Annotated in this window: 21 protein-coding genes; 10 read left to right on the top strand and 11 right to left on the bottom strand. The window is 68.1% G+C overall.

Annotated features, from left to right (window positions below):
- Window positions 1-3 precede the first annotated feature (3 nt).
- From C664_RS13595 to pepN, 4 genes are all read left to right on the top strand, one after another.
- The gene (locus C664_RS13595; protein ID WP_038011866.1) at window positions 4-2,745 is read left to right on the top strand and encodes a cation-transporting P-type ATPase; all 2,742 of its coding nucleotides are present in this window, start codon (window positions 4-6) and stop codon (window positions 2,743-2,745) included.
- Window positions 2,745-4,457, top strand: a complete 1,713-nt coding sequence (locus C664_RS13600; protein ID WP_004261606.1) for a cation:proton antiporter — start codon at window positions 2,745-2,747, stop codon at window positions 4,455-4,457. Before C664_RS13595 ends, C664_RS13600 begins: the two co-directional genes overlap by 1 nt.
- 11 nt (window positions 4,458-4,468) lie before the next feature.
- Entirely contained in the window at window positions 4,469-5,365 is an 897-nt protein-coding gene (locus tag C664_RS13605) for a universal stress protein (RefSeq protein WP_004261610.1), read from the top strand.
- 99 nt (window positions 5,366-5,464) lie between these two features.
- Window positions 5,465-8,137 carry an aminopeptidase N gene (gene pepN / locus C664_RS13610; RefSeq protein WP_004261613.1) on the top strand — a complete coding sequence of 891 codons (2,673 nt, stop codon included), beginning with the start codon at window positions 5,465-5,467 and terminating at the stop codon, window positions 8,135-8,137.
- 81 nt (window positions 8,138-8,218) lie between these two features.
- On the opposite strand, the gene C664_RS13615 is transcribed toward pepN, so the two are convergent.
- From C664_RS13615 to C664_RS13660, 10 genes are all read right to left on the bottom strand, one after another.
- Window positions 8,219-8,665 (bottom strand): CBS domain-containing protein, encoded by a 447-nt coding sequence (locus tag C664_RS13615; protein WP_004261616.1) that lies wholly within the window; start codon window positions 8,663-8,665, stop codon window positions 8,219-8,221.
- Window positions 8,666-8,796: 131 nt separating this feature from the next.
- Window positions 8,797-9,624 carry a pantoate--beta-alanine ligase gene (panC, locus tag C664_RS13620; protein WP_004261619.1) on the bottom strand — a complete coding sequence of 276 codons (828 nt, stop codon included), beginning with the start codon at window positions 9,622-9,624 and terminating at the stop codon, window positions 8,797-8,799.
- A gap of 41 nt (window positions 9,625-9,665) precedes the next feature.
- Complete coding sequence (gene panB, locus C664_RS13625) at window positions 9,666-10,481, bottom strand: 3-methyl-2-oxobutanoate hydroxymethyltransferase (RefSeq protein WP_004261622.1); 816 nt, start codon at window positions 10,479-10,481, stop codon at window positions 9,666-9,668.
- An 82-nt stretch (window positions 10,482-10,563) separates the two neighbouring features.
- A complete protein-coding gene (locus C664_RS13630; RefSeq protein WP_004261626.1) occupies window positions 10,564-11,202 on the bottom strand; it encodes a deoxynucleoside kinase in 639 nt (212 codons plus the stop codon).
- A gap of 25 nt (window positions 11,203-11,227) precedes the next feature.
- Window positions 11,228-11,611 carry a DMT family protein gene (locus C664_RS13635; protein ID WP_004261628.1) on the bottom strand — a complete coding sequence of 128 codons (384 nt, stop codon included), beginning with the start codon at window positions 11,609-11,611 and terminating at the stop codon, window positions 11,228-11,230.
- Between the two features lie 40 nt (window positions 11,612-11,651).
- Entirely contained in the window at window positions 11,652-12,137 is a 486-nt protein-coding gene (gene folK / locus C664_RS13640) for a 2-amino-4-hydroxy-6-hydroxymethyldihydropteridine diphosphokinase (protein WP_004261631.1), read from the bottom strand.
- A 14-nt stretch (window positions 12,138-12,151) separates the two neighbouring features.
- Window positions 12,152-13,531, bottom strand: a complete 1,380-nt coding sequence (gene pcnB, locus C664_RS13645) for a polynucleotide adenylyltransferase PcnB (protein WP_004261633.1) — start codon at window positions 13,529-13,531, stop codon at window positions 12,152-12,154.
- A gap of 70 nt (window positions 13,532-13,601) precedes the next feature.
- Window positions 13,602-14,264 (bottom strand): HAD family hydrolase, encoded by a 663-nt coding sequence (locus tag C664_RS13650; protein ID WP_004261636.1) that lies wholly within the window; start codon window positions 14,262-14,264, stop codon window positions 13,602-13,604.
- 16 nt (window positions 14,265-14,280) lie between these two features.
- Window positions 14,281-14,973, bottom strand: coding sequence for a DnaA regulatory inactivator Hda (hda, locus tag C664_RS13655; RefSeq protein ID WP_004261640.1), 693 nt, complete (start codon window positions 14,971-14,973; stop codon window positions 14,281-14,283).
- On the bottom strand, window positions 14,970-16,076 hold the full coding sequence (locus C664_RS13660; protein WP_004261642.1) for an AI-2E family transporter: 1,107 nt from the start codon (window positions 16,074-16,076) through the stop codon (window positions 14,970-14,972). The genes hda and C664_RS13660 overlap by 4 nt, the downstream gene beginning before the upstream one ends.
- A 175-nt stretch (window positions 16,077-16,251) precedes the next feature.
- On the opposite strand from C664_RS13660, the gene purM reads away from it, so the two are divergent.
- The 4 genes from purM (at window position 16,252) to C664_RS13680 (ending at window position 20,308) form a co-directional block, all read left to right on the top strand.
- Window positions 16,252-17,310: a phosphoribosylformylglycinamidine cyclo-ligase gene (purM, locus tag C664_RS13665; protein WP_004261645.1), complete on the top strand. Its 1,059-nt coding sequence runs from the start codon at window positions 16,252-16,254 to the stop codon at window positions 17,308-17,310.
- Between the two features lie 87 nt (window positions 17,311-17,397).
- Window positions 17,398-17,766, top strand: a complete 369-nt coding sequence (locus C664_RS13670; RefSeq protein WP_004261647.1) for a DUF2784 domain-containing protein — start codon at window positions 17,398-17,400, stop codon at window positions 17,764-17,766.
- Window positions 17,767-17,887: 121 nt separating this feature from the next.
- A complete protein-coding gene (locus C664_RS13675; RefSeq protein ID WP_004261651.1) occupies window positions 17,888-19,783 on the top strand; it encodes a hypothetical protein in 1,896 nt (631 codons plus the stop codon).
- A gap of 36 nt (window positions 19,784-19,819) precedes the next feature.
- On the top strand, window positions 19,820-20,308 hold the full coding sequence (locus C664_RS13680; protein WP_004261653.1) for a hypothetical protein: 489 nt from the start codon (window positions 19,820-19,822) through the stop codon (window positions 20,306-20,308).
- A 6-nt stretch (window positions 20,309-20,314) separates the two neighbouring features.
- On the opposite strand, the gene C664_RS13685 is transcribed toward C664_RS13680, so the two are convergent.
- Complete coding sequence (locus C664_RS13685) at window positions 20,315-21,094, bottom strand: Mut7-C RNAse domain-containing protein (protein WP_004261655.1); 780 nt, start codon at window positions 21,092-21,094, stop codon at window positions 20,315-20,317.
- 119 nt (window positions 21,095-21,213) lie between these two features.
- Between C664_RS13685 and C664_RS13690 the strand changes: the two genes are divergently transcribed.
- Window positions 21,214-22,200, top strand: coding sequence for a DUF2157 domain-containing protein (locus C664_RS13690; protein WP_004261657.1), 987 nt, complete (start codon window positions 21,214-21,216; stop codon window positions 22,198-22,200).
- A partial coding sequence (locus C664_RS13695) for a DUF4401 domain-containing protein (protein ID WP_004261660.1) occupies window positions 22,197-22,841 on the top strand: 645 nt, incomplete at its 3' end. The genes C664_RS13690 and C664_RS13695, both read left to right, overlap by 4 nt.

Raw genomic sequence — 22,841 nt, forward strand, 5'->3', positions numbered from 1 at the left:
ACCATGACGAATGCGTCTTCCCGCCCCGCCGCCGATGGTCGTTTCCGCCATCACGCCCTCAGTGCGCAGGACTGCCTGGCGGACCTCGATGTCCGCCGCCATGAAGGTCTGGCCGCCGACGAGGTCGCCTCGCGTCTCGTCCGCCACGGCCCCAACGCCCTCCCGGCGCCGCCACGCACCGGGCCGCTCAAGCGCTTCCTGCTGCAGTTTCATAACGTCCTGATCTACGTGCTGCTGGCAGCCGGCGTGATCACCTTGCTGCTCGGCCATCATGTCGATTCGGGCGTGATCTTCGGCGTGGTGGTGATCAACGCTATCATCGGCTTCCTGCAGGAGGGCAAGGCCGAGCGCGCGCTGGACGCCATCCGCGACATGCTGTCGCCGCGGGCGCAGGTGCTGCGCGACGGCCGCCGGCAGGAGATCGAGGCGGTCGGGCTGGTGCCGGGCGACATCGTCTTTCTCGCTTCCGGCGACAAGGTGCCCGCCGACCTGCGCCTGCTCGACGTGCGCAGCCTGCGCATCGAGGAGGCGGTGCTGACCGGCGAGTCGCTGGCGGTGGAAAAGTCGGCGGACGCTGTGGCCGACGACGCGAGCCTCGGCGACCGGCGCTCGATGGCTTATTCCGGGACGCTCGTCACGTATGGCCAGGGCAGCGGGGTGGTGGTGGCGACCGGGGCTGAGACCGAGATCGGTCGCATCAGCGCAATGCTGACGGCCGTCGAATCGATGACCACGCCGCTGCTGCGCCAGATGGCCGGCTTCAGTGCGCTGCTGACCTGGGTCATCCTTGCCGTGGCGGTCGCGGCCTTCGCCTTTGGCACGCTGGTGCGCGGGTATGCGCCGGGCGACATGTTCCTTGCTGCGGTCGGCTTGGCCGTGGCAGCGATTCCCGAAGGCTTGCCGGCGATCATGACCATCACGCTCGCCATCGGCGTGCAGCGCATGGCGCGGCGACGCGCCATCATCCGCCGGCTGCCCGCGGTGGAGGCGCTCGGCTCGGTCACCGTGATCTGTTCGGACAAGACCGGCACGCTCACCCGCAACGAGATGACGGTGCAGCGTGTGATCACCGGAGATGGCCGGCTGGATGTCAGCGGCGCCGGCTACGCTCCGCGGGGCGGCTTCGAGCGCGAGGGGCACGAGCTGTCGCCCGACCGGGCGCCGCTGCTGACCGAGATCGGGCGTGTGGCCCTGCTGTGCAACGACGCGGAGCTGACGCTGGAGCACCAGGACTGGCGCGTGGTAGGCGATCCGACCGAGGGCGCGTTGGTGACGCTTGCTCTCAAGGCCGGCATCGATCCGCGCCTGCAGCGGGATGAGCTGCCGCGCGACGACGTGATTCCGTTCGAGTCCGAGCACCGCTTCATGGCCACGCTGCACCACGACCATGCGGGCGACGCGCACGTCCTGCTCAAGGGCGCGCCGGAGCGCGTGCTGGAGTTGTGCTCGACCTGTCTTGGCCTGGACGGCGTGCCACAGCCCTTCGATGCCGATGCCTGGCAGCAGGCGATGGACGAAGCCGCGGGCGAAGGCATGCGGCTGCTGGCGGTGGCCGAGCGGCGCGAATCCGGTCGCAACGCGAGCCTGGGTTTCGACGACGTCGAGTGCGGCAATTTCGTGCTGCTGGCGGTGCTCGGCATCACGGATCCGCCGCGCGACGAGGCCGTCAAGGCGGTGGCCAGCTGCCTTGCCGCCGGCATCCACGTCAAGATGATCACCGGCGACCACGCCGCAACCGCAAAGGCGATCGGCCAGCAGCTTGGCCTGGCGCGCGAAGTGCGCGCCCTCTCCGGCGCCGAGATCGAGGCGCTCGACGATGAGGCGCTCGCGCAGATCGTCATGGGCACCGAGATCTTTGCCCGCGCCAGCCCCGAGCACAAGCTGCGCCTGGTGCAGGCCCTGCAGGCGCGTGGCGAGGTGGTGGCGATGACGGGCGACGGTGTCAACGATGCGCCGGCGCTCAAGCGTGCCGACGTCGGCGTGGCGATGGGCCACAAGGGGACGGAGGCCGCCAAGGAAGCCGCCGAGATGGTGCTCGCGGACGACAACTTCGCCTCCGTCGCCGCAGCGGTCGAGGAGGGGCGCACGGTCTACGACAACCTCAAGAAGGCGGTGGCCTACATCCTGCCGACCAACGTCGGCCAGGCCGGCATCGTGTTCTTCGCCGTGCTGCTGGGACTGACGATGCCGATCACGCCGGCGCAGATCCTGTGGGTCAACATGATCACCGCGGTCACGCTGGCGCTGGCGCTGGCGTTCGAGGACGCCGAGCCCGACATCATGCGGCGGCGGCCGCGCGATCCGCGCGAGCCGCTGCTCACGGGCTTCCTGATCTGGCGCATCGTCTTCGTCGGCCTGGTGCTGGTGGCCGGGGGCATGGGCATGTTCCTGTGGGAGCTGGAGCAGGGCGCCAGCATCGAGGTGGCGCGCACCGCAGCGGTCAATGCGGTGCTGATCGGCGAGGTGTTCTATCTCTTCAACATGCGCAGTCTCACCGGTCCGGTGCTGAATCTGGACGGTTTCCTCGGCAATCGCTACGTGCTGTGGGCCATCGGTCTGCTGCTCGTATGCCAGGCGCTGTTCACCTACCTGCCGGCGATGCAGGCCCTGTTCGGCACCGCGGGCCTGCCGCTGGTAGCCTGGCTGCGCATCCTCGGCTTCGGCGTGGCGCTGCTGCTGCTGGTCGAGGCCGAGAAGGCCATCGTTCGTCGTAAGATGGGGAGGAGAACGAACGGGGGCGCCTGATGCAGGAACTGATGGCCCATGGGCCTTATGCCGAGTTCGCGTTGCTGTTGCTGATTTCGGCGGTGGCCGGTGCCATTGCGGTTCGGCTGCGCCAGCCGGTGCTGATCGCCTACATCGTGGTCGGCATCCTGGTCGGGCCCGCGGTGTTCGGGATCGTCAAGGCGCACGACCAGATCGCGCTGCTGGCCGAGATCGGCGTCACGGTGCTGCTGTTCGTCGTCGGGCTGAAGCTCGACCTGCACCACATCCGCCACATCGGCCCGGTTGCGCTTGCGACCGGGCTCGGGCAGCTGGCGTTCACCATCGTCTTCGGCTTCGTCCTCATCCTGCTGATGGGCAAGGACGTGATGGAGGCGATCTACGTCGCGGTGGCGCTGACCTTTTCCAGCACCATCATCGTCGTCAAGCTGCTGTCGGACAAGCACGAGCTCGATTCGCTGCATGGCCGTATCGCGGTCGGCTTCCTCATCGTGCAGGACGTGGCCGTGGTGCTGGCGATGATGGCCATGAGCGCGCTGCGCGGGGCGGGCGAGGCTGCGGTGGTCGAGGTGGCTGGCTCGCTGCTGCTGCGGCTTGCGGGGGCCGCCGCGCTGATGTTCGTGCTGATGCGTTTCGTCCTGCCGCGCCTGGTCGAGGCGATGGCGCGTTCCCAGGAGTTGCTGTTGATCTTCGCCATCGCCTGGGGGACCGGGCTGGCGGCCTTGGGCGAGTGGGCCGGCTTCAGCAAGGAGGCGGGCGCCTTCATGGCCGGTTTCTCGCTGGCCTCGACCGCTTACCGCGAGGCGATGAATGCGCGCCTCACCGGCATTCGCGACTTCATGCTGCTGTTCTTCTTCGTCCACCTTGGCGCCGAACTCGACTTTTCCACCTTGGGGGGCGAACTCTGGCCTGCGGTCGTGCTGTCCCTGTTCGTGCTGATCGGCAATCCGCTGATCGTGATGGCGATCATGGGCTACATGGGGTATCGCAAGCGCACGGGCTTCCTCGCGGGTCTGACGGTGGCGCAGATCAGCGAGTTCTCCATCGTGTTCGTCGCCATGGGCATCACGCTGGGCCATATCGGAATCGAGGCGCTGGGTCTCACCACCCTGGTTGGCCTGGTGACGATCATGATGTCGACCTACATGATCCTGTTCTCGCACGTGCTCTACGACAAGCTCGCACCCTGGCTCGGCGTCTTCGAGCGTAAGCGCCCGTTTCGCGAACTGGCGGTGGAGCGCCTGGGGCGGCCCGCCGGCGATCCCGACATCATCGTGTTCGGCATGGGGCGTTACGGCTCTCGCCTGATGCGGCAGCTGCGCCAGGCCGGTATCGAGGTGCTCGGTGTCGATTTCGACCCGGAGACCGTGCGCGAGCTGCGCAAGCTGCGACAGCCCGTGCGCTATGGCGATGGCGAAGATCCGGGTTTCCTCGAGTCGCTCCCGTTGCAGCAGGTGCGCTGGGTGATCACGACCTTTCCCCAGTGGGAGTCGAATCGCGCCTTTCTCAACGCACTGAAGGAGGCCGGTTTCCGCGGACGCGTCGCGGGTGTGGTGCGTGACGAGGTCCATGGTCGCGCACTCGATGCAGCGGGCCTCAACCGCGTGCTGAACCCGTTCAACGACGCTGCGGACTACGCCGCGCGCAGCTTCGCTGCCGAGATCGCCTTCGAGGATGCGCACCGTGCGGCATCGTCCGCCGTGCCGCAAGACACCCAACCCCCGCAATCCTAGGAGCCCGTGCCATGCGTGAACTGCGCACCATCCTTGCCACCACCGACCTGTCCGCCCTGGCCCGCCACGCGGTCGCACGCGCCGCGCTGATGGCGGCCGAGTCGGGCGCCCGACTGTGCCTGCAGCACGTCGTGTCGGTGAGTGCTTTCGATGCATTTCGTCATCTGCTCGATGCGCAGTCGGCGAGCCTGGAGCAAAGGCTGCTGGCGGAAGTGCGGGATGAGGTCGAGACCCTGGCAGGCGAGATCGGCCAGCGCTATGGCGCCAAGCCCGACGTGCAACTCGGCGTCGGGTCGGTGCGCGGCGAGATCGGCAGCCACGCCGACGCCCTTGACGCCGATCTGGTGGTGATGGGCGCGCGCGGCGCCGGTTTCGTGCGAGAACTGCTGGTCGGATCGACCACCGAGCGGGTGCTGCGTACCAGCAGTCGCCCGCTGCTGGTGGTCAAGCAGGTGCCGCACGAGACCTACCGCCGCGTGCTGCTGCCGGTCGATTTCTCGCCCCGCTCGGTCGAGGCCCTGGCGCTTGCACATGCCGTTGCGCCACAGGCCGAGTACGTGCTGCTGCACGCCTTCGAGGTGCCGTTCGAGGGCAAGCTGCGCTACGCCGGGGTCGAGGAAAGCGAACTCGCCAACCTGCGCGTCCATGCAAGGCGCGATGCAACCGCAAAGATGAACGATCTTGTCGCGCTGACGGGCGTGGACGCGCATCGCGTGCGGCGCCTCGTGCTCCACGGCGAGGCGACCTCGCAGATCCTGAACCAGGAACAGGAGCAGGACTGCGACCTGATCGTGATCGGCAAGCGCGGGGTCGGGCTGCTCGAGGAACTCCTGCTCGGCAGTGTCACCCAACATGTCCTCGCCCAGTCCACGGCCGACGTGCTGGTCATCGACGGCAGCGCGGGCTGAGCGTCACGCTCGATCCCCTGCGGCTTTCACGCTGTGCGTCATCGGGCGTGCAGCGTACACTCATGCCTTTCCGCGCCCGTGCGCGGAGCCGGAGAAACAATGAAAACAGAACACGCCCCAAGCATCCAGCGCGCCGACTACCAGCCGCTGGCCTGGAAGGTCGAGACCGTCGATCTGCATTTCCGTCTCGAGCCCGAGTCCACCGTCGTGACCAACCGCATGCTGTGCGTGCGCAACCGTGAAGCCGAGGCCGGCCCGATCCGGCTGTGGGGCGAGGATCTCGAACGGCTGTCGCTGACCGTCGACGGGCAGGCGCCGCAGGCCGTGCGCGAGCAGGGTGCGCTGCTCGAGATCGAGGCCGACGGCGAGCGCGTCGTCGTCGAGGTTCAGACCCGCATCAACCCGAAGGCCAACACCACGCTGTCGGGCCTCTACCTGTCGAACGGCGGCTTCTTCACCCAGTGCGAGGCCGAGGGCTTCCGCCGCATCACCTGCTTTCCCGACCGTCCGGACGTGATGGCACGCTTCACCGTCACGCTCGAGGCGGACCGCAAGACCTGCCCGGTGCTGCTGTCCAACGGCAACCTGGTCGAGCAGGGCGAACTACCGGGTGGCCGCCATTACGCGAAGTGGGAAGACCCGTTCCCGAAGCCGTCCTACCTGTTCGCGCTGGTCGCTGCAGACCTCGTCGCGTACGAGCGCACGGTGGAGACGATGTCAGGTCGCGAGGTGCTGCTGCAGGTGTGGGTGGAAGCAGGCAATCTCGACCGCGTCGAGCACGCGATGGACTCGCTCGTCCATTCGATGCGCTGGGACGAGGAGACCTTCGGCCTCGAGCTCGACCTCGACCGCTTCATGATCGTCGCCGTGGCCGACTTCAACATGGGGGCGATGGAGAACAAGGGGCTGAACATCTTCAACACCAAGTTCATCCTCGCCAAGCCCGACACCGCTACCGACGTCGATTACGAGAACGTCGAGAGCGTGGTGGCGCACGAGTATTTCCACAACTGGACCGGCAACCGCGTCACCTGCCGCGACTGGTTCCAGCTCACGCTGAAGGAAGGACTCACGGTCTTCCGTGACCAGCAGTTCTCGGCGGACATGCTGGCGCGTGCGGCGGGTGCCGAGGGCGCGGCTTCCGCGCGCGCGGTCAAGCGCATCGACGACGTGCGTGTGCTGCGCGCTGCACAGTTCCCCGAGGATGCAGGGCCGATGGCGCACCCGATCCGCCCGGACAGCTACCAGGAGATCAACAACTTCTACACCGCCACGGTGTATGAGAAGGGCGCGGAAGTCATCCGCATGCTGCACACCCTGCTGGGGCCCGAGGGGTTCCGCAACGGCATGGATCTCTACTTCAGCTACTTCGACGGCCAGGCTGTGACCTGCGACGATTTCGTCGAGGTGATGTCCGAGGCCAACAACGGCTTCGACCTCGACCAGTTCATGCACTGGTACAGCCAGGCCGGTACGCCACGGGTGAAGGCCAGCGGGCAGTGGAATGCCGCCGATGGCAGCTACACGCTGACGCTGGCCCAGAGCACGCCGGCGACACCCGGCGAGCACGCCAAGCTGCCGCTGGTGATCCCGGTGGCGGCCGGCCTCATCGGACCGGACGGGCGCGACTGCCCGCTGCAGCTCGAGGGCGAATCCCAGCCGGGCCCCACGACGCGCGTGCTCAAGCTCACCGAGGCGTCGCAGAGCTTCCGCTTCGTCGGCCTGACCGCCGAGCCCGTGCCCTCATTGCTGCGCGGCTTCTCGGCGCCGGTGATCCTCGAACTCGACGAGGACGATGCGCGCCTCGCCTTCCGCATGGCGCACGATGCCGATCCCTGCAATCGCTGGGACGCCGCGCAGCGCTACGCCGAGCGCGTGGCGCTGGCGATGGCCGCCGACCCGTCGGCTGGCGTGCCGGCCGCCTTCCTCGACGCCTTCCGCGCGCTGCTCGGCAACGCCGCGCTGGACCCGGCCTTCCGCGCGCAGGCGCTGGCGCTGCCCGGCGAGGCCTATCTGCTCGAGCGCATGAAGCCGGCCGATCCGCTGGCGCTGCGGGCGGCGCTCGTGCGGCTGATGCGCACGCTGGGGACGTCGCTCGCGGCCGAATGGCTTGCGACCTGCGAGGCGATGCAGGTGCCCGGCCCGTACCGCTACCACCCGGGCGATGCCGGTCGCCGCGCGCTCGCCAACCTGGCGCTGCGCTATCTGGCGGCGGCGGGCAATGCCGAAGGGCTGGCGCTCGCCCAGCGTCGCTTCGAGGGGGCGACCAACATGACCGAGCGTTTCGGTGCGCTCGCGGCGCTGGTGCAGAGCACGCACCCTGCGCGCGAGGCGGTGCTGGCCGCCTTCCACGCGCGCTACCGCGACGATGCGCTGGTGCTCGACAAGTGGTTCGCGCTGCAGGCCGGCGCCTGGCGCTGGGACGACGCCGCCGCGCCCACGCTGGCGCGGGTGAAGGCGCTGATGGCGGATGCGGCCTTCAGCCTGTCGAACCCCAACAAGGTCTATGCGCTGCTGGGCACCTATTCCCGTGCCAACCCCGGCGAATTCCATGCCGCCGACGGCAGCGGGCACGTCTTCTGGGCCGATCAGGTGATCGCGCTCAACGCGAAGAACCCGCAGGTCGCAGCGCGCATGGCGCGCGCGCTGGAAAACTGGCGCCATTTCGTGCCGGCGTTGCAGGCGAGCATCCGCTCGCAACTCGAGCGCGTGCTGGCCAGTCCGGACCTGTCGCCCGACGTTGCAGAGGTCGTCGGCAAGGCGCTGGACTGAGCGCCTGTCGCAAAACGGGGCACTGCAATGCAGAACGCCGGGCTTTCGACCCGGCGTTCTGCATTGCGCGAAGGGGGCGCCTCACTCGGCCGCCAGGTCGCCGGCAATATAGCTTTCGAGCTGCTTGATGGTGGCCTGCTGCTGGCTGACGATGGACTTCACCATGTCGCCGATCGTCACGATGCCCACGATCCTGCCGTGCTCGACGACCGGCACGTGCCGGAAGCGGTTGTCGGTCATGATGTGCATGACTTCGTCCACGGTGTGCGCCGGCGTGACGGTGCAGGGATTGGGGGTCATCAGGTCGCCCACGCGCACATCGCGCGACAGCAGGCCCTTCAGGACCACTTTGCGCGCGTAGTCGCGTTCGGTGAAGATACCCAGCAGTCGGTCACCATCGGTGACGATCACCGAGCCAATATCGAACTGCGCCATCAGCGACAGCGCATCGAACACCGAATCGGTAGGACGCACGGCGTGGAATGCGCTGCCTTTCTGCTCAAGAACCTGCTTGACGCTCGTCGTCATCGTTCTTCTCCCTCCTTGGTTTGTGCGCGACAGAGCTGTCTGCCGACATGCGGCAAGCAGCCCGGTTTGCATAGAGTGGTACGAAGCGCGGTCGAGTGCAAGCAGGGACGAACCCTGATGGCTGCGAGGGCTCAGATTTCGATGTTGTCGATCAGCCGGGTGCGGCCAAGACGTGCGGCGGCGAGCACGACCAGCGGGTCGTCCATGTGCACCGGCGGCTGCAGGTCGGCACGACGCCGCACCGCGACGTAGTCGGGCGCCCAGCCGGCCGCGGCAAGTTCGTCCATGGCGTCGGTCTCGAGCTTGAGCAGGTCGTGGTCGCCGGACCGCACCGCGTCGCAAATGCGGCACAGCAGGCGGTAGAGCAGCGGCGCACGGGCGCGCTCGTCGGCGCTCAGGTAACCATTGCGCGAAGACAGCGCCAGGCCGTCGTCGGCGCGTACGGTCTCTCCCGGCAGCACTTCGACCGGCAGCGCCATCTCGCGCACCATGTTCGACAGCACCATCAGCTGCTGGTAGTCCTTCTTGCCGAACAGTGCGATGTCCGGCTGCACGATGTTGAGCAGCTTCAGCACGACGGTGGCGACGCCGCGGAAATGGCCGGGCCGGAACTCGCCCTCGAGGATGGAGACCTGGGCCGGCGCCGGATCGATGTGGTAGCGCTGCGGCTGCGGATACATCTCCGCCTCGTCGGGCGCGAACACGTGGGTCACGCCCGCGGCCTCGAGTTTCTCGCAGTCGGCTGCGAGCGTGCGCGGGTAGCGCTCGAAGTCCTCGCCGACGCCGAACTGCAGGCGATTGACGAAGATGCTGGCCATCACGCAGTCGGCCTTCTCGCCGGCCTGGCGCATCAGCGTGATGTGGCCTTCGTGCAGGTTGCCCATGGTGGGGACGAGGGCGACCTTGCCGGCAGTGGCGCGGGCGGCGCGCAGGCTTTCGATGGTGTGATGGATCTGCATGCGGAAACCGTTGTTCGGGTCGTGGACGTCGCGCGCGACGCTCAGTAACAGTGTTCGGGGGCGGGGAAGCTGCCGTCGCGCACCGCGGCTGCGTAGCGCGCCACGGCGTCCTCGATGCTGCTGGCGCCATCCATGAAGTTGCGCACGAAGCGCGCCGTTTTCCCGGGAAAGATGCCGAGCATGTCGTGGAGCACCAGTACCTGGCCGTCACAGCCGGCACCTGCGCCGATGCCGATGGTGGCCATCGTCGTGAGGCTGGCGGTGATCTCGCCGGCGAGGGCGGCGGGCACCATCTCCATGACCATCAGCGCGGCGCCGGCCTGTTCCAGCGCCAGGGCGTCGGCCTTCAGGCGCGCTGCGCCTTCGTCGCTGCGGCCCTGCACGCGATAGCCGCCGAGCTGATGCACCGACTGCGGCGTCAGGCCGATGTGGGCGCAGACGGGTACGCCGCGCTCGACCAGGAAGCGCACGGTCTCGGCCATGAACTCGCCGCCCTCGATCTTGACCATCTGGGCACCGGCGGCCATCAGGCGCGCGGCGTTGCGCATGGCCTGCTCCCGGCTCTCGTGGTAGGTGCCGAAGGGCATGTCGGTGAGCACCAGCGGACGCGCAGCGGCGCGCGCCACGCATTCGGTGTGGTAGGCCATGTGCTCGAGCGTGACGGGCAGCGTGGATTTCTGCCCCTGCAGCACGTTGCCGAGCGAGTCGCCGATCAGCACGACGTCGACGCCGGCGCGGCCGAGCAGTGCGGCGAAGCTGGCATCGTAGCCGGTGAGCATGACGATCTTGCGGCCCTCGGCGCGCATCTTGCCCAGCTCGAACAGGGTAACGGGCTTCTGATCCTGGAGGTAACTCATAGATCGCTCCTGATGGGAGGCCGGAGTTTTCACCAATTTGGTGCAACGCACAAGTCGATTGCGACCGAATGTGGGAAAGGGTTTACCCGGCGTAACCGAAGAATTCGCGGTAGCCGCGCATGTCGCGCAGGCGGGTGAGCAGCATCTCGAAGTCCTCGTCGCTGTCGACCGGATTGAGTTGGCCGGCATCGACGATGAACAGCGGCGCCGCGTCGTACTGGTAGAAATAACGCGTGTAGCGGTCGGCAACCTGCTGCAGATAGGCCTCGGTGATGCGCCGTTCGGCATCGAGGCCGCGCTTGCGGATGCGCTCCATCAAGGTGTCGGGGCGCGCCTGCAGGTAGATGACGAGGTCGGGCTTGAGTGCATCGGGCGGGCGCACGCTGTCGGAGATCCGCTGGTACAGCGCCAGTTCGTCCTCGCTGAGGTTCTGCTCCGCGAACAGGCGGTCCTTGTCGAGAATGAAGTCCGACACGACCCGGCGCTCGTCGGATATCGGGCCCAGGGCGGCGAGCTGATCGATGCGCTGGAACAGGAAGGACAGCTGCGTTGCCATCGCCCAGCGTTCGGGATGCTGGTAGAAGCGCGACAGGAAGGGATTGAACTCGCCTTGCTCGAACAGGGTTTCGGACTGCAGGTGCGCTGCCAGACGCCTGGCCAGTGATGTCTTGCCGGCGCCGATCGGACCTTCGACGACGATGTAGTGTGCTTTTTCGAGCATGTGCGTGACCGGTCCTCGATCCGCCCTAGCTGCGGAAGATGAAGTAGACCGCGCCAAGCATACACAAGGCGGCCCAGAGATAGTCAAGCTTGATCGGCTGCTTCATGTACAGCACGACGAAGGGGATGAACACCAGCAAGGTGATCACTTCCTGCATGATCTTGAGCTGCGCGAGGCTCAGCGCCGTGGCGCCGATGCGGTTGGCCGGGACCTGCAGCAGGTATTCGAACAGCGCGATGCCCCAGCTCACCAGCGCGGCCATGTACCAGGCCTTGCCCTGCATGTTCTTCAGGTGGCCATACCACGCGAAGGTCATGAACACGTTGGAAGCGGTCAGCAGCAGCGCCGTCTGCAGCCAGACGGGACTGGCGCTGACGGCCGTGGTGGCGGACTGGAGCCAGGCGGGCATGATCGGTTAACGCAGGAAGGGAAGAGGGTGGGCGATGGCGCTAGCTGCGTGCGATCTGCTGCGCGGCGACGCCGGGCAGCAGATCCGCGGCCCGGCCGCGTCCGGGAATGATCACGTCGGGCGCGATCTCCGCCAGCGGTACGAGCGTGAAGGCGCGCAGGTGCATGCGCGGATGCGGGACCTGCAGGCCCTCCTCGTCGACGACGGCATCGCCATACAGCAGCAGGTCGAGGTCCATCGTGCGCGGTGCCATGTGGAAGTCGCGCGTTCGTCCGCCCTCATGCTCGATCGCCAGCAGCGCCTCGAGCAGCGGGCGGGCGGGCAGGGCGGTGGAGAGCTCGATCACGGCGTTGATGTAATCGGGCTGGCCTTCGACCCCCACGGGGGCCGTACGGTACAGCGACGACTGGGCGACGACATCGGAGTCGGGCAGTTCGCCGAGGCGCCGCAGTGCGAGGGCGAAGGCCGCGGCCGGATCGCCGAGGTTGGCGCCGAAGGCGACGAAGGCGCGTGTGCGGACACTCATGCGTCGCGGCCTGGTCAGGCGCTTTCGCTGCCCGGCATGGTCTCGCCAGCCGGCGCGGCATTTGCGGCGCCCGCGGGCTTGCGGCGCTTGCGGCGGCGCTTCTTGGCGGCAGCGGGGGCGCTCTCGGCGGGCGCCTGGCGGATCAGTGCCTCGCGCTCGTCGTGGCCGGCGTGGGCGAAGCGGTCCCACCAGTCGACGATCTCCATCGGGATCTCGCCCGCTTGTGCGCGCAGGCGCAGGAAGTCCCAGCCTGCGCGGTAGCGCGGCTGCTCGATGAGGCGATAGGGCGTCTTGCCTGCGCGCTTGTCGAAGCGCGGCTGCAGGGCCCAGATGTCCTTGATGTCGCCGACGATGCGGCGGGTGATGGCGAGCTTGCCGGCCTGGGCGTCCAGCACCTCGTCCATGGCCTCGAACAGCGCTGGCTGGGCATGCTCGCCGGCCGCCTTGCGGCGTTCCCAGGCGGTCAGCACCTCGTGCCACAGCAGGGTGGCGAAGAGAAAGCCGGGCGACACCGATTTGTCCTGGCGGACCCGCTCGTCGGTGTTCTCGAGCGACAACCAGACGAAGCGTTCGCCCATCGGTTGCTCGAGAATCACGTCGAGCAGGGGCAGCAGGCCGTGGTGCAGGCCCTCTTCGCGCAACTGCTTCAGGCACTTCACCGCATAGCCCGAGAACAGCAGCTTGAGCATCTCGTCGAACAGCCGCGCCGCGGGCACGTTTTCCAGCAGCACGCCCATCTCGCGAATCGGGTTGCGCGCCGCGGGGTCGATTGTCAGTCCGAGCTTGGCTCCGAGGCGTACCGCGCGCAGCATGCGCACCGGATCCTCGCGATAGCGGGTGCGCGGATCGCCGATCATGCGCAGCGTCTTGTGCTGGATGTCGGCCACGCCGTGGTGGTAATCGACGATGGTTTCGGTCGAGGGGTCGTAATACAGCGCATTGACCGTGAAATCGCGCCGGGTGGCATCCTCTTCCTGGTTGCCGTAAACGTTGTCGCGCAGCACGCGGCCATGCTCGTCGGTGTCGGCCGACTCGGCATCCTGGCCGGCGCGGAAGGTGGACACCTCGATCGTCTCGGGGCCGCTCATCACATGCACGATCTTGAAGCGGCGGCCGATGATGCGCGAGCGGCGGAAGGAGGCGCGAACCTCTTCGGGCGTGGCGCTGGTGGCGACGTCGTAGTCCTTGGGCGGATGGCCGATCAGCAGGTCGCGTACCGCACCCCCGACCACGAAGGCCTTGTAGCCCTTCTCCTGCAGTACCGAGCAGACCTTGCGCGCTGCAGGAGAGAGTTGTTCGCGCCGGATGCCGTGGCGGGCGACGGGGATCAGGGCAGGTTCGTGGCGTTCGTTTTGCGGGCGCTTGAAAACCTTGCGCAGCAGCTTGCGGATCATCGGAAAAGGTGTCGTTCTTGCATAAGCGGGCAATGATAACCGATCGGCCATGACGGACGCCGCCCGGGATTCAGCGCAGCGAGATCACCGGCCACGCATGCTGGCGGGCGTGTTCGCGCAGCGTGTCATCGGGGTCGACCGCGACCGGGTCGGAGACGCGGCCCATCAGCGGCAGGTCGTTGTGGGAGTCGCTGTAGAACCAGCTGCGCTCGAAGCTGCCCATGTGCAGGCCGAGCGACTCCAGCCAGGTCTCGACGCGTTCGATCTTGCCGGCCTTGAAGGCGGGCATGCCGCGCGGCTTGCCGGTGAAGGCGCCGCCTTCCTGCGCCGGAATGGTGGCGACCAGGTGCGGGATGCCGAGTTCGCGCACGATGGGGCCGGTGACGAAGGCGTTGGTCGCGGTCACGACGGCCACCAACGCGTCGTCTTCGAGGTGCTGGCGGACCAGGGCGCGGGCCTTGTCGGTGATCATCGGGCGTACCGACAGGTCCATGAACTCGCGGTGCCAGGCGTCGAGCTGAGCACGCGGGTGGCGTGCCAGCGGCGCGAGCTGGAAGTCGAGGAAGGCGAAGATGTCGAGCGTGCCGGCCTTGTAGTGCTCGTAGAACTCGATGTTCTTCGCTTCCTGCACCTCGCGGTCGAGCACGCCCTTGCCGATCAGGAACTGCGCCCAGGCGAAGTCCGAATCGCCGGCGAGAAGGGTGTTGTCGAGGTCGAACAGAACGAGATTCAAGGCAGAACTCCAGGATTCAGATTTCGAGGCCCTGCTGCATCATCTCGCGCAGCAGGGGGAGGGTGATGGGGCGTTTGCGTTCGAGCGAGGCGGCGTCGAGCGCATCCAGCACCGCCAGCAGGCTGGACAGCTCACGCCGGCCGTGGCGCAACAGGAAGTCCACCACCTCGTCTGCCAGGCGCAGGCCGCGGCGCTCGGCCAGCGTGGCGAGAATGGTGGCGCGCGAGTCGTCGTCGAGCGGCTGCACTTCGTAGATCAGGCACTGGCCGATGCGGGTACGCAGGTCCTCGCGCAGCCGCAGGCCCAGCGGGGCGACGGGGCCGGTCAGCAGCAGCGACTGCCCGTTGCCGCGGCTGCGGTTGAAGGCGTTGAACAGGCCGATCTGGGCGTCGGGCGAGAGCTGGTCGATGTCGTCGACCGCGACCAGCGCGTCGGCCGTCTCGGGCAGACCGTCCTCGACGTCTTCGGCCGCAAGCAGGTGCGTGGGGCGGCCGTGCTCGCGCGCCATCGCCACCGTGGCGCGCAGCAGGTGGCTGCGACCGCTGCCCGGGGCGCCCCAGACGTAGAGATGGCGGGCCGGCAGCTGACCCGCGGTGGCCAGCGAGGCCTGCAGCGACAGCATCGCCACCAGTTCGGCGTTGGCGCCGGCGACGAAGTTCTCGAGCGTGGGCGGGGCGTCGGGGCGGATGTCGAGGACGAGCTGCTTCATCGTTCGTCCTGATCCTGCGCAACGGCCTCGGGTGCCTGCGTGCCCAGATAGACCGGGCTCGCGAACCAGGCGTCGCGCACCTCGCGCAGGCCCACCAGCAGCGCAGCGCTGACCGGTAGCGCCACCAGCACGCCGACGAAGCCGAACAGCTGGCCGAAGGCCATCAGCGCGAAGATCACGGCCAGCGGATGCAGTCCGATGCGCTCGCCCACCAGATAGGGGGTCAGCGCGAAGCTCTCGACCAGCTGGCCCAAGCCATACACCGCCGCCACGCCGATCAGCAGCGGCCAGCCTTCGGCCTGCAGCAGCGCGGCCAGGATGGCCAGGATCATCCCACCACCGAAGCCGACGTAGGGGATGAACACCAGCAGGCCGGTCAGCACACCCACCGGCAGCCAGAAATTGAGCCCCGCGAGCCACAGCCCCACGCTGTAGAACACCGCCAGCAGCATCATCACCGACAGTTGTCCGCGCAGGAACTCGGACATCACCGAATCGATGTCGTTGATGATGCGCATCGTGCGTTCGAGCCAGGGACGCGGCACGATGCGCTGCAGCTCGGCGAGGAGGCGCGGCCATTCCTGCAGCAGGTAGAACATCACCAGCGGAATCAGGAACACGTTGGCGACGAAGGCCAGCAAGGCCATGCCGCCGGTCTTGAGGTGGCCGAGCACGATCGGCACCAGGTCCTGCGCATTGCTCCAGTTATCGGCGATCAGCTGGCGGAACTGCGCGGCGTCCAGCTGCAGCTCGATGCCCAGCCGCGTCTGCAGCAGCGGGGCGACCTGAGCGTTGAACATCTCGACCAGGTCGGGCAGGCGGCGCACCAGCAGCACGCCCTCGCGATACACCATCGGGACGAGGATCAGGGCCAGTGCCACCAGCAGCAGGCCGAGGCAGAAGATCACCACCAGCACCGCCAGGGCGCGCGGTACACGGCGCGCCACCATCCAGTTGACCGCGGGGTCGCAGATGTAGGCGAACACCGCGCCGATGACGAAGGGCGCCAGGATGGGGCCCAGCAGCCAGAACAGCCCGATCAGCGCGATGCCTGCCGCGGTCCAGGCAAAGGTTTGCAGACGATGGGCGCGGGGAGGGTTCATTTCAAGTAAAATCGCGGACTTGGCGCGGGAGCATGCCACCCGCGAAACCCGTAAATGTAGCCACTTGGCGTTGCGGCCTCAAGCCGAGTCTGCCGCCACGCGGCATCCGGCCAGCTTGCAGGCCTGCTTTCTTCCAGCCTTCTTCCTGTCTTACTCCGAGTCCAGAGGAACGATCTTGAGCGCACCCACCTCCTCCAACCAAGCCTCCCTTTCCTACCGCGACGCCGGTGTGGACATCGAAGCCGGCGACGCGCTGGTCGACCGCATCAAGCCCTTCGCCAAGCGCACCATGCGCCCCGAGGTGCTGGGCGGCATCGGTGGTTTCGGCGCGCTGTTCGAACTGTCGAAGAAGTACAAGGAGCCGGTGCTGGTGTCGGGTACCGACGGCGTCGGCACCAAGCTCAAGCTCGCCTTCCAGCTCAACAAGCACGACACCGTCGGTCAGGACCTGGTGGCGATGAGCGTCAACGACATCCTGGTGCAGGGCGCCGAACCGCTGTTCTTCCTCGACTACTTCGCCTGCGGCAAGCTCGAGGTCGACACCGCCGCCGACGTGGTCAAGGGCATCGCCCAGGGCTGCGAGCTGGCCGGCTGCGCGCTGATCGGCGGCGAGACCGCCGAGATGCCGGGCATGTACCCGGCAGGCGAGTACGACCTCGCCGGCTTCGCCGTCGGCGCGGTGGAAAAGGCCGACATCATCGACGGCAGCAAGATCGTGCCGGGCGACGTGGTGCTCGGCCTGGCCTCGAGCGGCGCGCACTCCAACGGCTACTCGCTGATCCGCAAGATCATCGAGGTCGCCAAGCCCGACCTCGACGCCGATTTCCACGGTCGCAAGATGCGCGATGTGGTGATGGAGCCGACCCGCATCTACGTCAAGCCGCTGCTGGCGCTGATGCAGGCGCAGCCGGGCGTGGTGAAGGGCATGGCCCACATCACCGGCGGCGGCATCACCGAGAACGTGCCGCGCATCCTGCGCGACGAACTGACCGCCCGCATCGACGCCGCGAGCTGGACGCTACCGCCGCTGTTCCAGTGGCTGCAGAAGGAAGGCAACGTCGACATGCAGGAGATGTACCGCGTGTTCAACTGCGGCATCGGCATGGCGGTGGTGGTGGCTGCGGCCGACGCCGATGCGGCCGAGGCAGCGCTGAAGGCGGCGGGCGAGACCGTTCATCGCATCGGCCGCATCGATGCGCGCAAGGACGGCGAGGCGCAGACCATCGTCGGCTGAGGTCGCCGGTTCGCCGAGGCTGCGCGCAGCCGACCTTGTCCCGAAACCCGGCCGCGCGCCGGGTTTTGCGTTAACGGAGCCCGCATCATGCTCTTCCGCCTTGCTGCCGACGCCGTCCTGCTGCTGCACCTGGGCTTCATCGTCTTCGTATTGCTCGGCGGCCTGCTCGCGCTGCGCTGGCGTCGGGTGCCGCTGCTGCATCTGCCTGCGGCGGCGTGGGGCGTGTACATCGAGCTCAGCGGCGGCCTCTGCCCCCTCACCCCGCTGGAGAACCGCCTGCGGGTGCTGGCCGGGCAGGCGGGCTTCGAAGGCGGCTTCATCGAGCACTACCTGCTGCCCCTGATCTATCCGGCCGGCCTCACACGTGACACGCAGTTCGTGCTGGCCGGCGTGGTGGTGATCGTGAATCTGCTGGCCTACGGTTTCGTCCTCCGGCGCAGGCGCATGCGGCGCTGAGGGGACGGCCGTACGCAGCCCCCGCCGCGCGCGAGGAGGGATAAACTGGCTCCGAGGCGCAGGGCGAATGACGAGGCTCTGCCGTTCGCGTGCCGCGTCCGACTGCGGCAGGGGGGCTACGATGGCCGTCAATGCAATTCCCGTCGATCAGCGGGTCATCGACATCGATTCCCGGCGCTTTGCTTCCATCGAGAAGGCGCTGGTCGAGCTGATCACCAACAGCGACGACAGCTACGCCCGGCTCGAAGGCGCCGGCGTGCCGGTATCGGGCAAGATCCTGATCCATTACGAGCGCCACCGGCGCGGCGCACTGGTCATGGTGGGCGACGAGGCTGAAGGCATGCGTTTCGCCCAGGCCTGCGCCATCCTCAGCTACGGTGGCGCGCACAGTCCGCTGGCGCGGGGGCTGGGCGGCGGGCGCGGCTTCTTCGGCCGTGGTCTCAAGCAGGCCGTCTTCGGGCTGGGCTCGGGCTGGATCGAAACGATCCGCGACGGACGCCTGTCGCGCATCGAGCTCTTCCGCGGCGAGCAGGGCGAGTACCTGTACGACGACGGCGGACAGGACCGGATCGCGACCGTGCGCGACCGTGCGCGGCTGGCCATCGCCGACCATGGCACGCGTGTCGCGATCGTCATCGACGGCACTCAGGTCAGCATCGCGCAGTTCGGCGCGCTGGTGCATGCGCTGGCCGACAACATCTACCTGCGCGACATCCTGCGGCGGCGGCAGGTCGAGCTGGTGCACCTGCAGGACGGGGCGGAGATCGAGCGCAGCGGCCCGCTGTGCTTCGAGGAGCCGCCGGCGATCGTGCTGCTCGGGCCGGAGCTGCAAGGGCAGTTCCAGCACGAGCGGCGGACGTATCCGTTCGCGCTGACCCTCAAGCGTGCGCTGGATGCGGATCTGACCCCGCGCGGTGACGAGCGCACCAACGGCCTGCTGGTACTGGCCGGCACCGCGGTGCTGGACTGCCAGTTGTTCGACTACGAGAACCAGGTGGGTACGGAGTACCTGTTCGGCACCGTCCGCTGTCCCGCGCTGGCGGACATGCTGGGGCAGGGCGTCGCCGTCATCAGCGACGAGCGCGCAGGCCTGAACCTCAAGGCACCCTTCGTGGCGGCCTTCGCCCGGGCGGTCAGCCGGATGATCGCGCCCTGCGTGCTGGCCGAGCAGGAAAAGCTCAACCACATCGAGCGGGCGACGACCTCCGGGCGCACCGCCCACATGATCGATCACCTGTTGCAGCGCATGAACCGCGCCGCGATCCACGATTTCGGCATCGTGCCGTCTCCGCCGCTTGAAGGCGGCGCGCACGCGCCGGTGCCGGAGGACGAGCACGCGCCGCTGCGCTTCAGCACCCCGTTCTACTATCGGCGGCCCGAGCACCTCTTCCATGTCCGCCTGCTGGTCGACGCTGCGCAGTTCGATGCCGACGCCCGGCTCGAGCTGGAACTGACCCACAGCGCGGGCTTGAAGCTCGACCCGGTGCGAAGCGACATTCCGCTCGCCGATCTGTGCGGGGCGCCCCTCATGGAATGGACCGCGATCGGCGCCGCGCCCGGCGACCGCGGCGAGATCCTTGCCCGGGTCGGCAGCTACCTGGCGTGGTGCGAGATCGTCATCGCCGAGCATGCCTCCACCCACAGCCATCATCCACGGCTGCATGTCGGTCACGCCCGCCCGCCGCGCGATCACGGCGAAGCCCTGTTCGCCGGCTACGCCTTCCGCTACCTCGGGAAGGACGCCGATCGCGCGGTGTACAGTCCCGAGGAGCGCATCATCCTGATCAATACCGCCGCGCCCACCGTGCAGCTTTACGTCGACGGGCGCGGCAGCTTCCGCGATTCGGCCCGGTTGCTGCTGGCCGAGCTGTTCATGGACGTCATCTCGGATGAGCTGGCGCGGCGCAGGCTCGCGAAAGCGGGGCACGCGGCCGATGTCGAAACCTTCCACGCCGCCAAGCGCGAGATCATCCGGCGTTACGGCAGCGACATTCACCTGTCGTTCATGGGGGGCTGAGTGTCGGGCAGCCATCCGTCCCGGAGACGCCGTGCGTTGTGGCTGAGCGGGGTGCTCGTCGTGATTCTGGCCGCCATCGTGGCCTGGATCGTTGCGCCGCTGTCTCCTGGCGTGTTGGTGCTGCAGTTCGCGTGGACGCCTCGCACGTTCGGCGAGATCGTGCACCTGTGGCCGTCGGAGGACCTGGCCCGTTATCGCGCGCATCTCTGGGTCGATGGGGCCTTGCTGCTTGCCTATGGCGTCTTCGGCTACCTGCTTGGAACGCAAACCCGCCTGTTTGCGCCTTTGTCGCTTCGATTGCGTCGTCTCGCGCCGTTCGTACTACCGCTGGCCGCTGCCTTCGATGCGGTGGAGAACGTGCTGCAGGCGTGGCTCACCGCGATGCCGCGCTTCGACGTGGCGCCGGTGTATCTCGCCAGCGCCGCGTGCTCGGCCCTGAAATGGGGGCTGCTGTTCGTGTTCGGCGCGCTGCTCCTGTGGGCGCTCGCGCGGGGCGACGAAGAGGATGCGCCGGACTGCGGTTGAGCCGCTTCAGGCGCCCAACTTGAGCAGCCGCTCGACGATCTGGCGCATGCGCTGCCAGTGGGAGCCTTCCCAGAACACGCGTTGACACCGGTCACAGGTGGAGAAGCGCGTGTGCCGCTCGCGCACGCCAGGCGGCAGGCGGTGTGCGACGGCGTCGCGGTCGACCGGACGCAGCGGGGCATTGCATTCCAGGCACAGCGAGAAGGGTCGTGCGCTGCGGGCGAGGTCCAGTCGGCTGAAGATCTCCGCAGCCTGCTGCTCCGGCTTCAAGGCGTGGACGAAACAGCCGTGCGTGAGGGTGCGCCGCTTGAGCAACTCGCGGTCACGGGTGAGTGCGATGCGGCCCTCGCGTTCCGCGATGGCGACGATTTCGGGGTCGTCGTAGCCGTTGTCATACAAGGTGTCGAAACCGGTGAGCCGCAGCAGGTGGGCGAGGCCGCCGAGGTGGGCGTCGGCGATGAAGCGTGTCAGGCGCAGCGGCTGCGGTCGTACGCGGAGCAGTGGCGTGATGTCGAAGGTCTCGAAGCGCGGATAGACCGAGACGCGGTCGCCGTCGCGCAACAGGCGATCGAAGCCGACGGATTCGCCGTTGATCAGGACCAGTTCGACTTCGGTGTGCGGTACCCCGAGTGCCTCGATCATGTGCTTGACGGTGGCGGCCCGTGCGCAGCGGGTCTCGAACTCGCAACGGCGATGCTCGGGCGCGAGGAAGTCGTTGAGCTCCTCGTAGAAGCGGAATGCGGCGGTGATCGGAGGCGTGGCGGCCGCGGGCGGCGTGTTCGGCATCGACCTGATCGGCTTGGTGGATGGCAACGGAGAAAGCATAGCGCTTCCCGAGGGCGGTGGGGCGCGGGGCGGCCGCCTTGCTGCTACGCTACGCAGTCTTCATTTTCAGGGGCGCATTCATGCGCTGGACACTCGCACAGCGTGCGCAGCTTTTCGGCCTCGCCGAGGGCGGGGCGCTGACACCCGAACAGTTCGGACAGGCAGCGGCGCAGGCGCGGATTCACCCCGAGGCGCGGGAGTGGCAACAGACCTTCGATCGCCTGCTCGCCTTCGGCGGGGCGCTGCTGCTGGGTGCCGCGCTGGTGTTCTTCTTCGCCTACAACTGGGATGTGCTGCACCGCTTCGCCAAGTTCGGTCTGGCGGCGACCGCGCTGCTGGCGTGCGCGCTGGTCGCCCTGTGGTCGAAGCCGCGCGAGGTCGCATTCCGCGCCGCGCTGTTCGGTGTCTGCATCGCGACCGGGGCACTGCTGGCCCTCATCGGTCAGGCCTACCAGACCGGCGCGGACTTGTGGGAGCTGTTCGCGGCATGGGCGGCGCTGATGCTGCCCTTCGCGCTCCTGTCGCGCTCGTCGGCCTGCTGGGCGCTGTGGCTGGTCGTCGTCAACGCGGCCATGCTGCGTGCGCTGCCGCAGTCGGCCGTCTGGGGCTACATCGACAGTCTGTTCCATCTGCGTTCGCTGCTGGCGCTGGCGGGGCTCAACCTGCTCGTGCTGCTGCTGTTCGAGGGCTTCGGGCGCGTGCTGCTGGGCGAGCCGCGGCGCTGGATGCCGCGCCTCGCTGCGGTCGGGGTCGTCGCGCCGCTGTGCGTGGCGGCGATCGCCGGCTGGTTCGAGGCGGGCTTCCGCCCGGGCCTGGCCGTGTTCGCGGTGGTGGCGATCGCCGGGGCGATCGTGTATCGGGCGTTGCGGCAGGACATCGCGATCCTTGCGCTGCTGAGCTACGCCACGATTGCGGTGCTGACGGCCGGGTTGGCCGAACTGCTCGATGGCCGCAGCTTTCTGGCGCTGAACGGACTGGGACTCTTCGTCATCTTCACGTCGGGGGCGGCAGGATGGTGGCTGATGCGTCTTCATCGCGCGGGCCGGGGCGAGGAGGGCGTGGCATGAGGGCGGCCGAAGCGGAACTCGGGGACCTGCTGCGCGACCGCGGCATCGTCGACGCGGCGGGCCACGCGGCACTGCTGGCCACACGGCCCGGGCCGTGGTGGCTGATGCTGCTGCAGGGGGTGGCGGCGTGGTTCGCGTCGCTGCTCATCATGTCAGCCGTCTCGCTGCCGCTGGCCGGATTCGGCACCACGGCGCTGGTGCGCGGCGTGGCCGGCGTCGCGCTGTGCGCGACGGCAATCTGGCTGTTCCGGTTCGACCGCCTGTTCACCAACCAGATGGCGCTGGCGTTCTCGCTTGCAGGGCAGGGGCTGCTGGTGTGGGCCGTGGGGGATCGCTGGGACCTGGTGCTCGACCACGATCGGCAGCTGGCGGGCGTCGGGCTGCTGGTGACGGGGGCGATGCTGTTGCCGCGCGCGAGCCGCCTGCACCGGGTGGTCTGCGGTCTGATCCTGATCTTCGATGCCGGCGTGCTGATCGGCTCCGGCCCGGGCGCGGAGGTCCTGGGCGTGGTGCTGGCGGCGGGCGTGGCGTGGTCGTGCGTGACGCGGTCGCGTTGGGCGACGCATCCGCGCGGCGGGCTGCTGGGTGCGCTGACGCTGGCGGCCGGCGTGGCGGCGCTGGCCCTGCCGGCCATCCTGAGG

Origin of the sequence: Thauera sp. 63 (assembly GCF_000310165.2) — a bacterium.
Classification (GTDB): Bacteria; Pseudomonadota; Gammaproteobacteria; order Burkholderiales; family Rhodocyclaceae; genus Thauera; species Thauera humireducens.

Coding starts and splice junctions, on each gene's coding strand:
- C664_RS13595 (WP_038011866.1), top strand. CDS start 4: ATGACGAATGCGTCTTCCCGCCCCGCCGCCGATGGTCGTTTCCGCCAT.
- C664_RS13600 (WP_004261606.1), top strand. CDS start 2,745: ATGCAGGAACTGATGGCCCATGGGCCTTATGCCGAGTTCGCGTTGCTG.
- C664_RS13605 (WP_004261610.1), top strand. CDS start 4,469: ATGCGTGAACTGCGCACCATCCTTGCCACCACCGACCTGTCCGCCCTG.
- pepN (WP_004261613.1), top strand. CDS start 5,465: ATGAAAACAGAACACGCCCCAAGCATCCAGCGCGCCGACTACCAGCCG.
- C664_RS13615 (WP_004261616.1), bottom strand. CDS start 8,665: ATGACGACGAGCGTCAAGCAGGTTCTTGAGCAGAAAGGCAGCGCATTC.
- panC (WP_004261619.1), bottom strand. CDS start 9,624: ATGCAGATCCATCACACCATCGAAAGCCTGCGCGCCGCCCGCGCCACT.
- panB (WP_004261622.1), bottom strand. CDS start 10,481: ATGAGTTACCTCCAGGATCAGAAGCCCGTTACCCTGTTCGAGCTGGGC.
- C664_RS13630 (WP_004261626.1), bottom strand. CDS start 11,202: ATGCTCGAAAAAGCACACTACATCGTCGTCGAAGGTCCGATCGGCGCC.
- C664_RS13635 (WP_004261628.1), bottom strand. CDS start 11,611: ATGCCCGCCTGGCTCCAGTCCGCCACCACGGCCGTCAGCGCCAGTCCC.
- folK (WP_004261631.1), bottom strand. CDS start 12,137: ATGAGTGTCCGCACACGCGCCTTCGTCGCCTTCGGCGCCAACCTCGGC.
- pcnB (WP_004261633.1), bottom strand. CDS start 13,531: ATGATCCGCAAGCTGCTGCGCAAGGTTTTCAAGCGCCCGCAAAACGAA.
- hda (WP_004261640.1), bottom strand. CDS start 14,973: ATGAAGCAGCTCGTCCTCGACATCCGCCCCGACGCCCCGCCCACGCTC.
- C664_RS13660 (WP_004261642.1), bottom strand. CDS start 16,076: ATGAACCCTCCCCGCGCCCATCGTCTGCAAACCTTTGCCTGGACCGCG.
- C664_RS13670 (WP_004261647.1), top strand. CDS start 17,398: ATGCTCTTCCGCCTTGCTGCCGACGCCGTCCTGCTGCTGCACCTGGGC.
- C664_RS13675 (WP_004261651.1), top strand. CDS start 17,888: ATGGCCGTCAATGCAATTCCCGTCGATCAGCGGGTCATCGACATCGAT.
- C664_RS13685 (WP_004261655.1), bottom strand. CDS start 21,094: ATGCCGAACACGCCGCCCGCGGCCGCCACGCCTCCGATCACCGCCGCA.
- C664_RS13690 (WP_004261657.1), top strand. CDS start 21,214: ATGCGCTGGACACTCGCACAGCGTGCGCAGCTTTTCGGCCTCGCCGAG.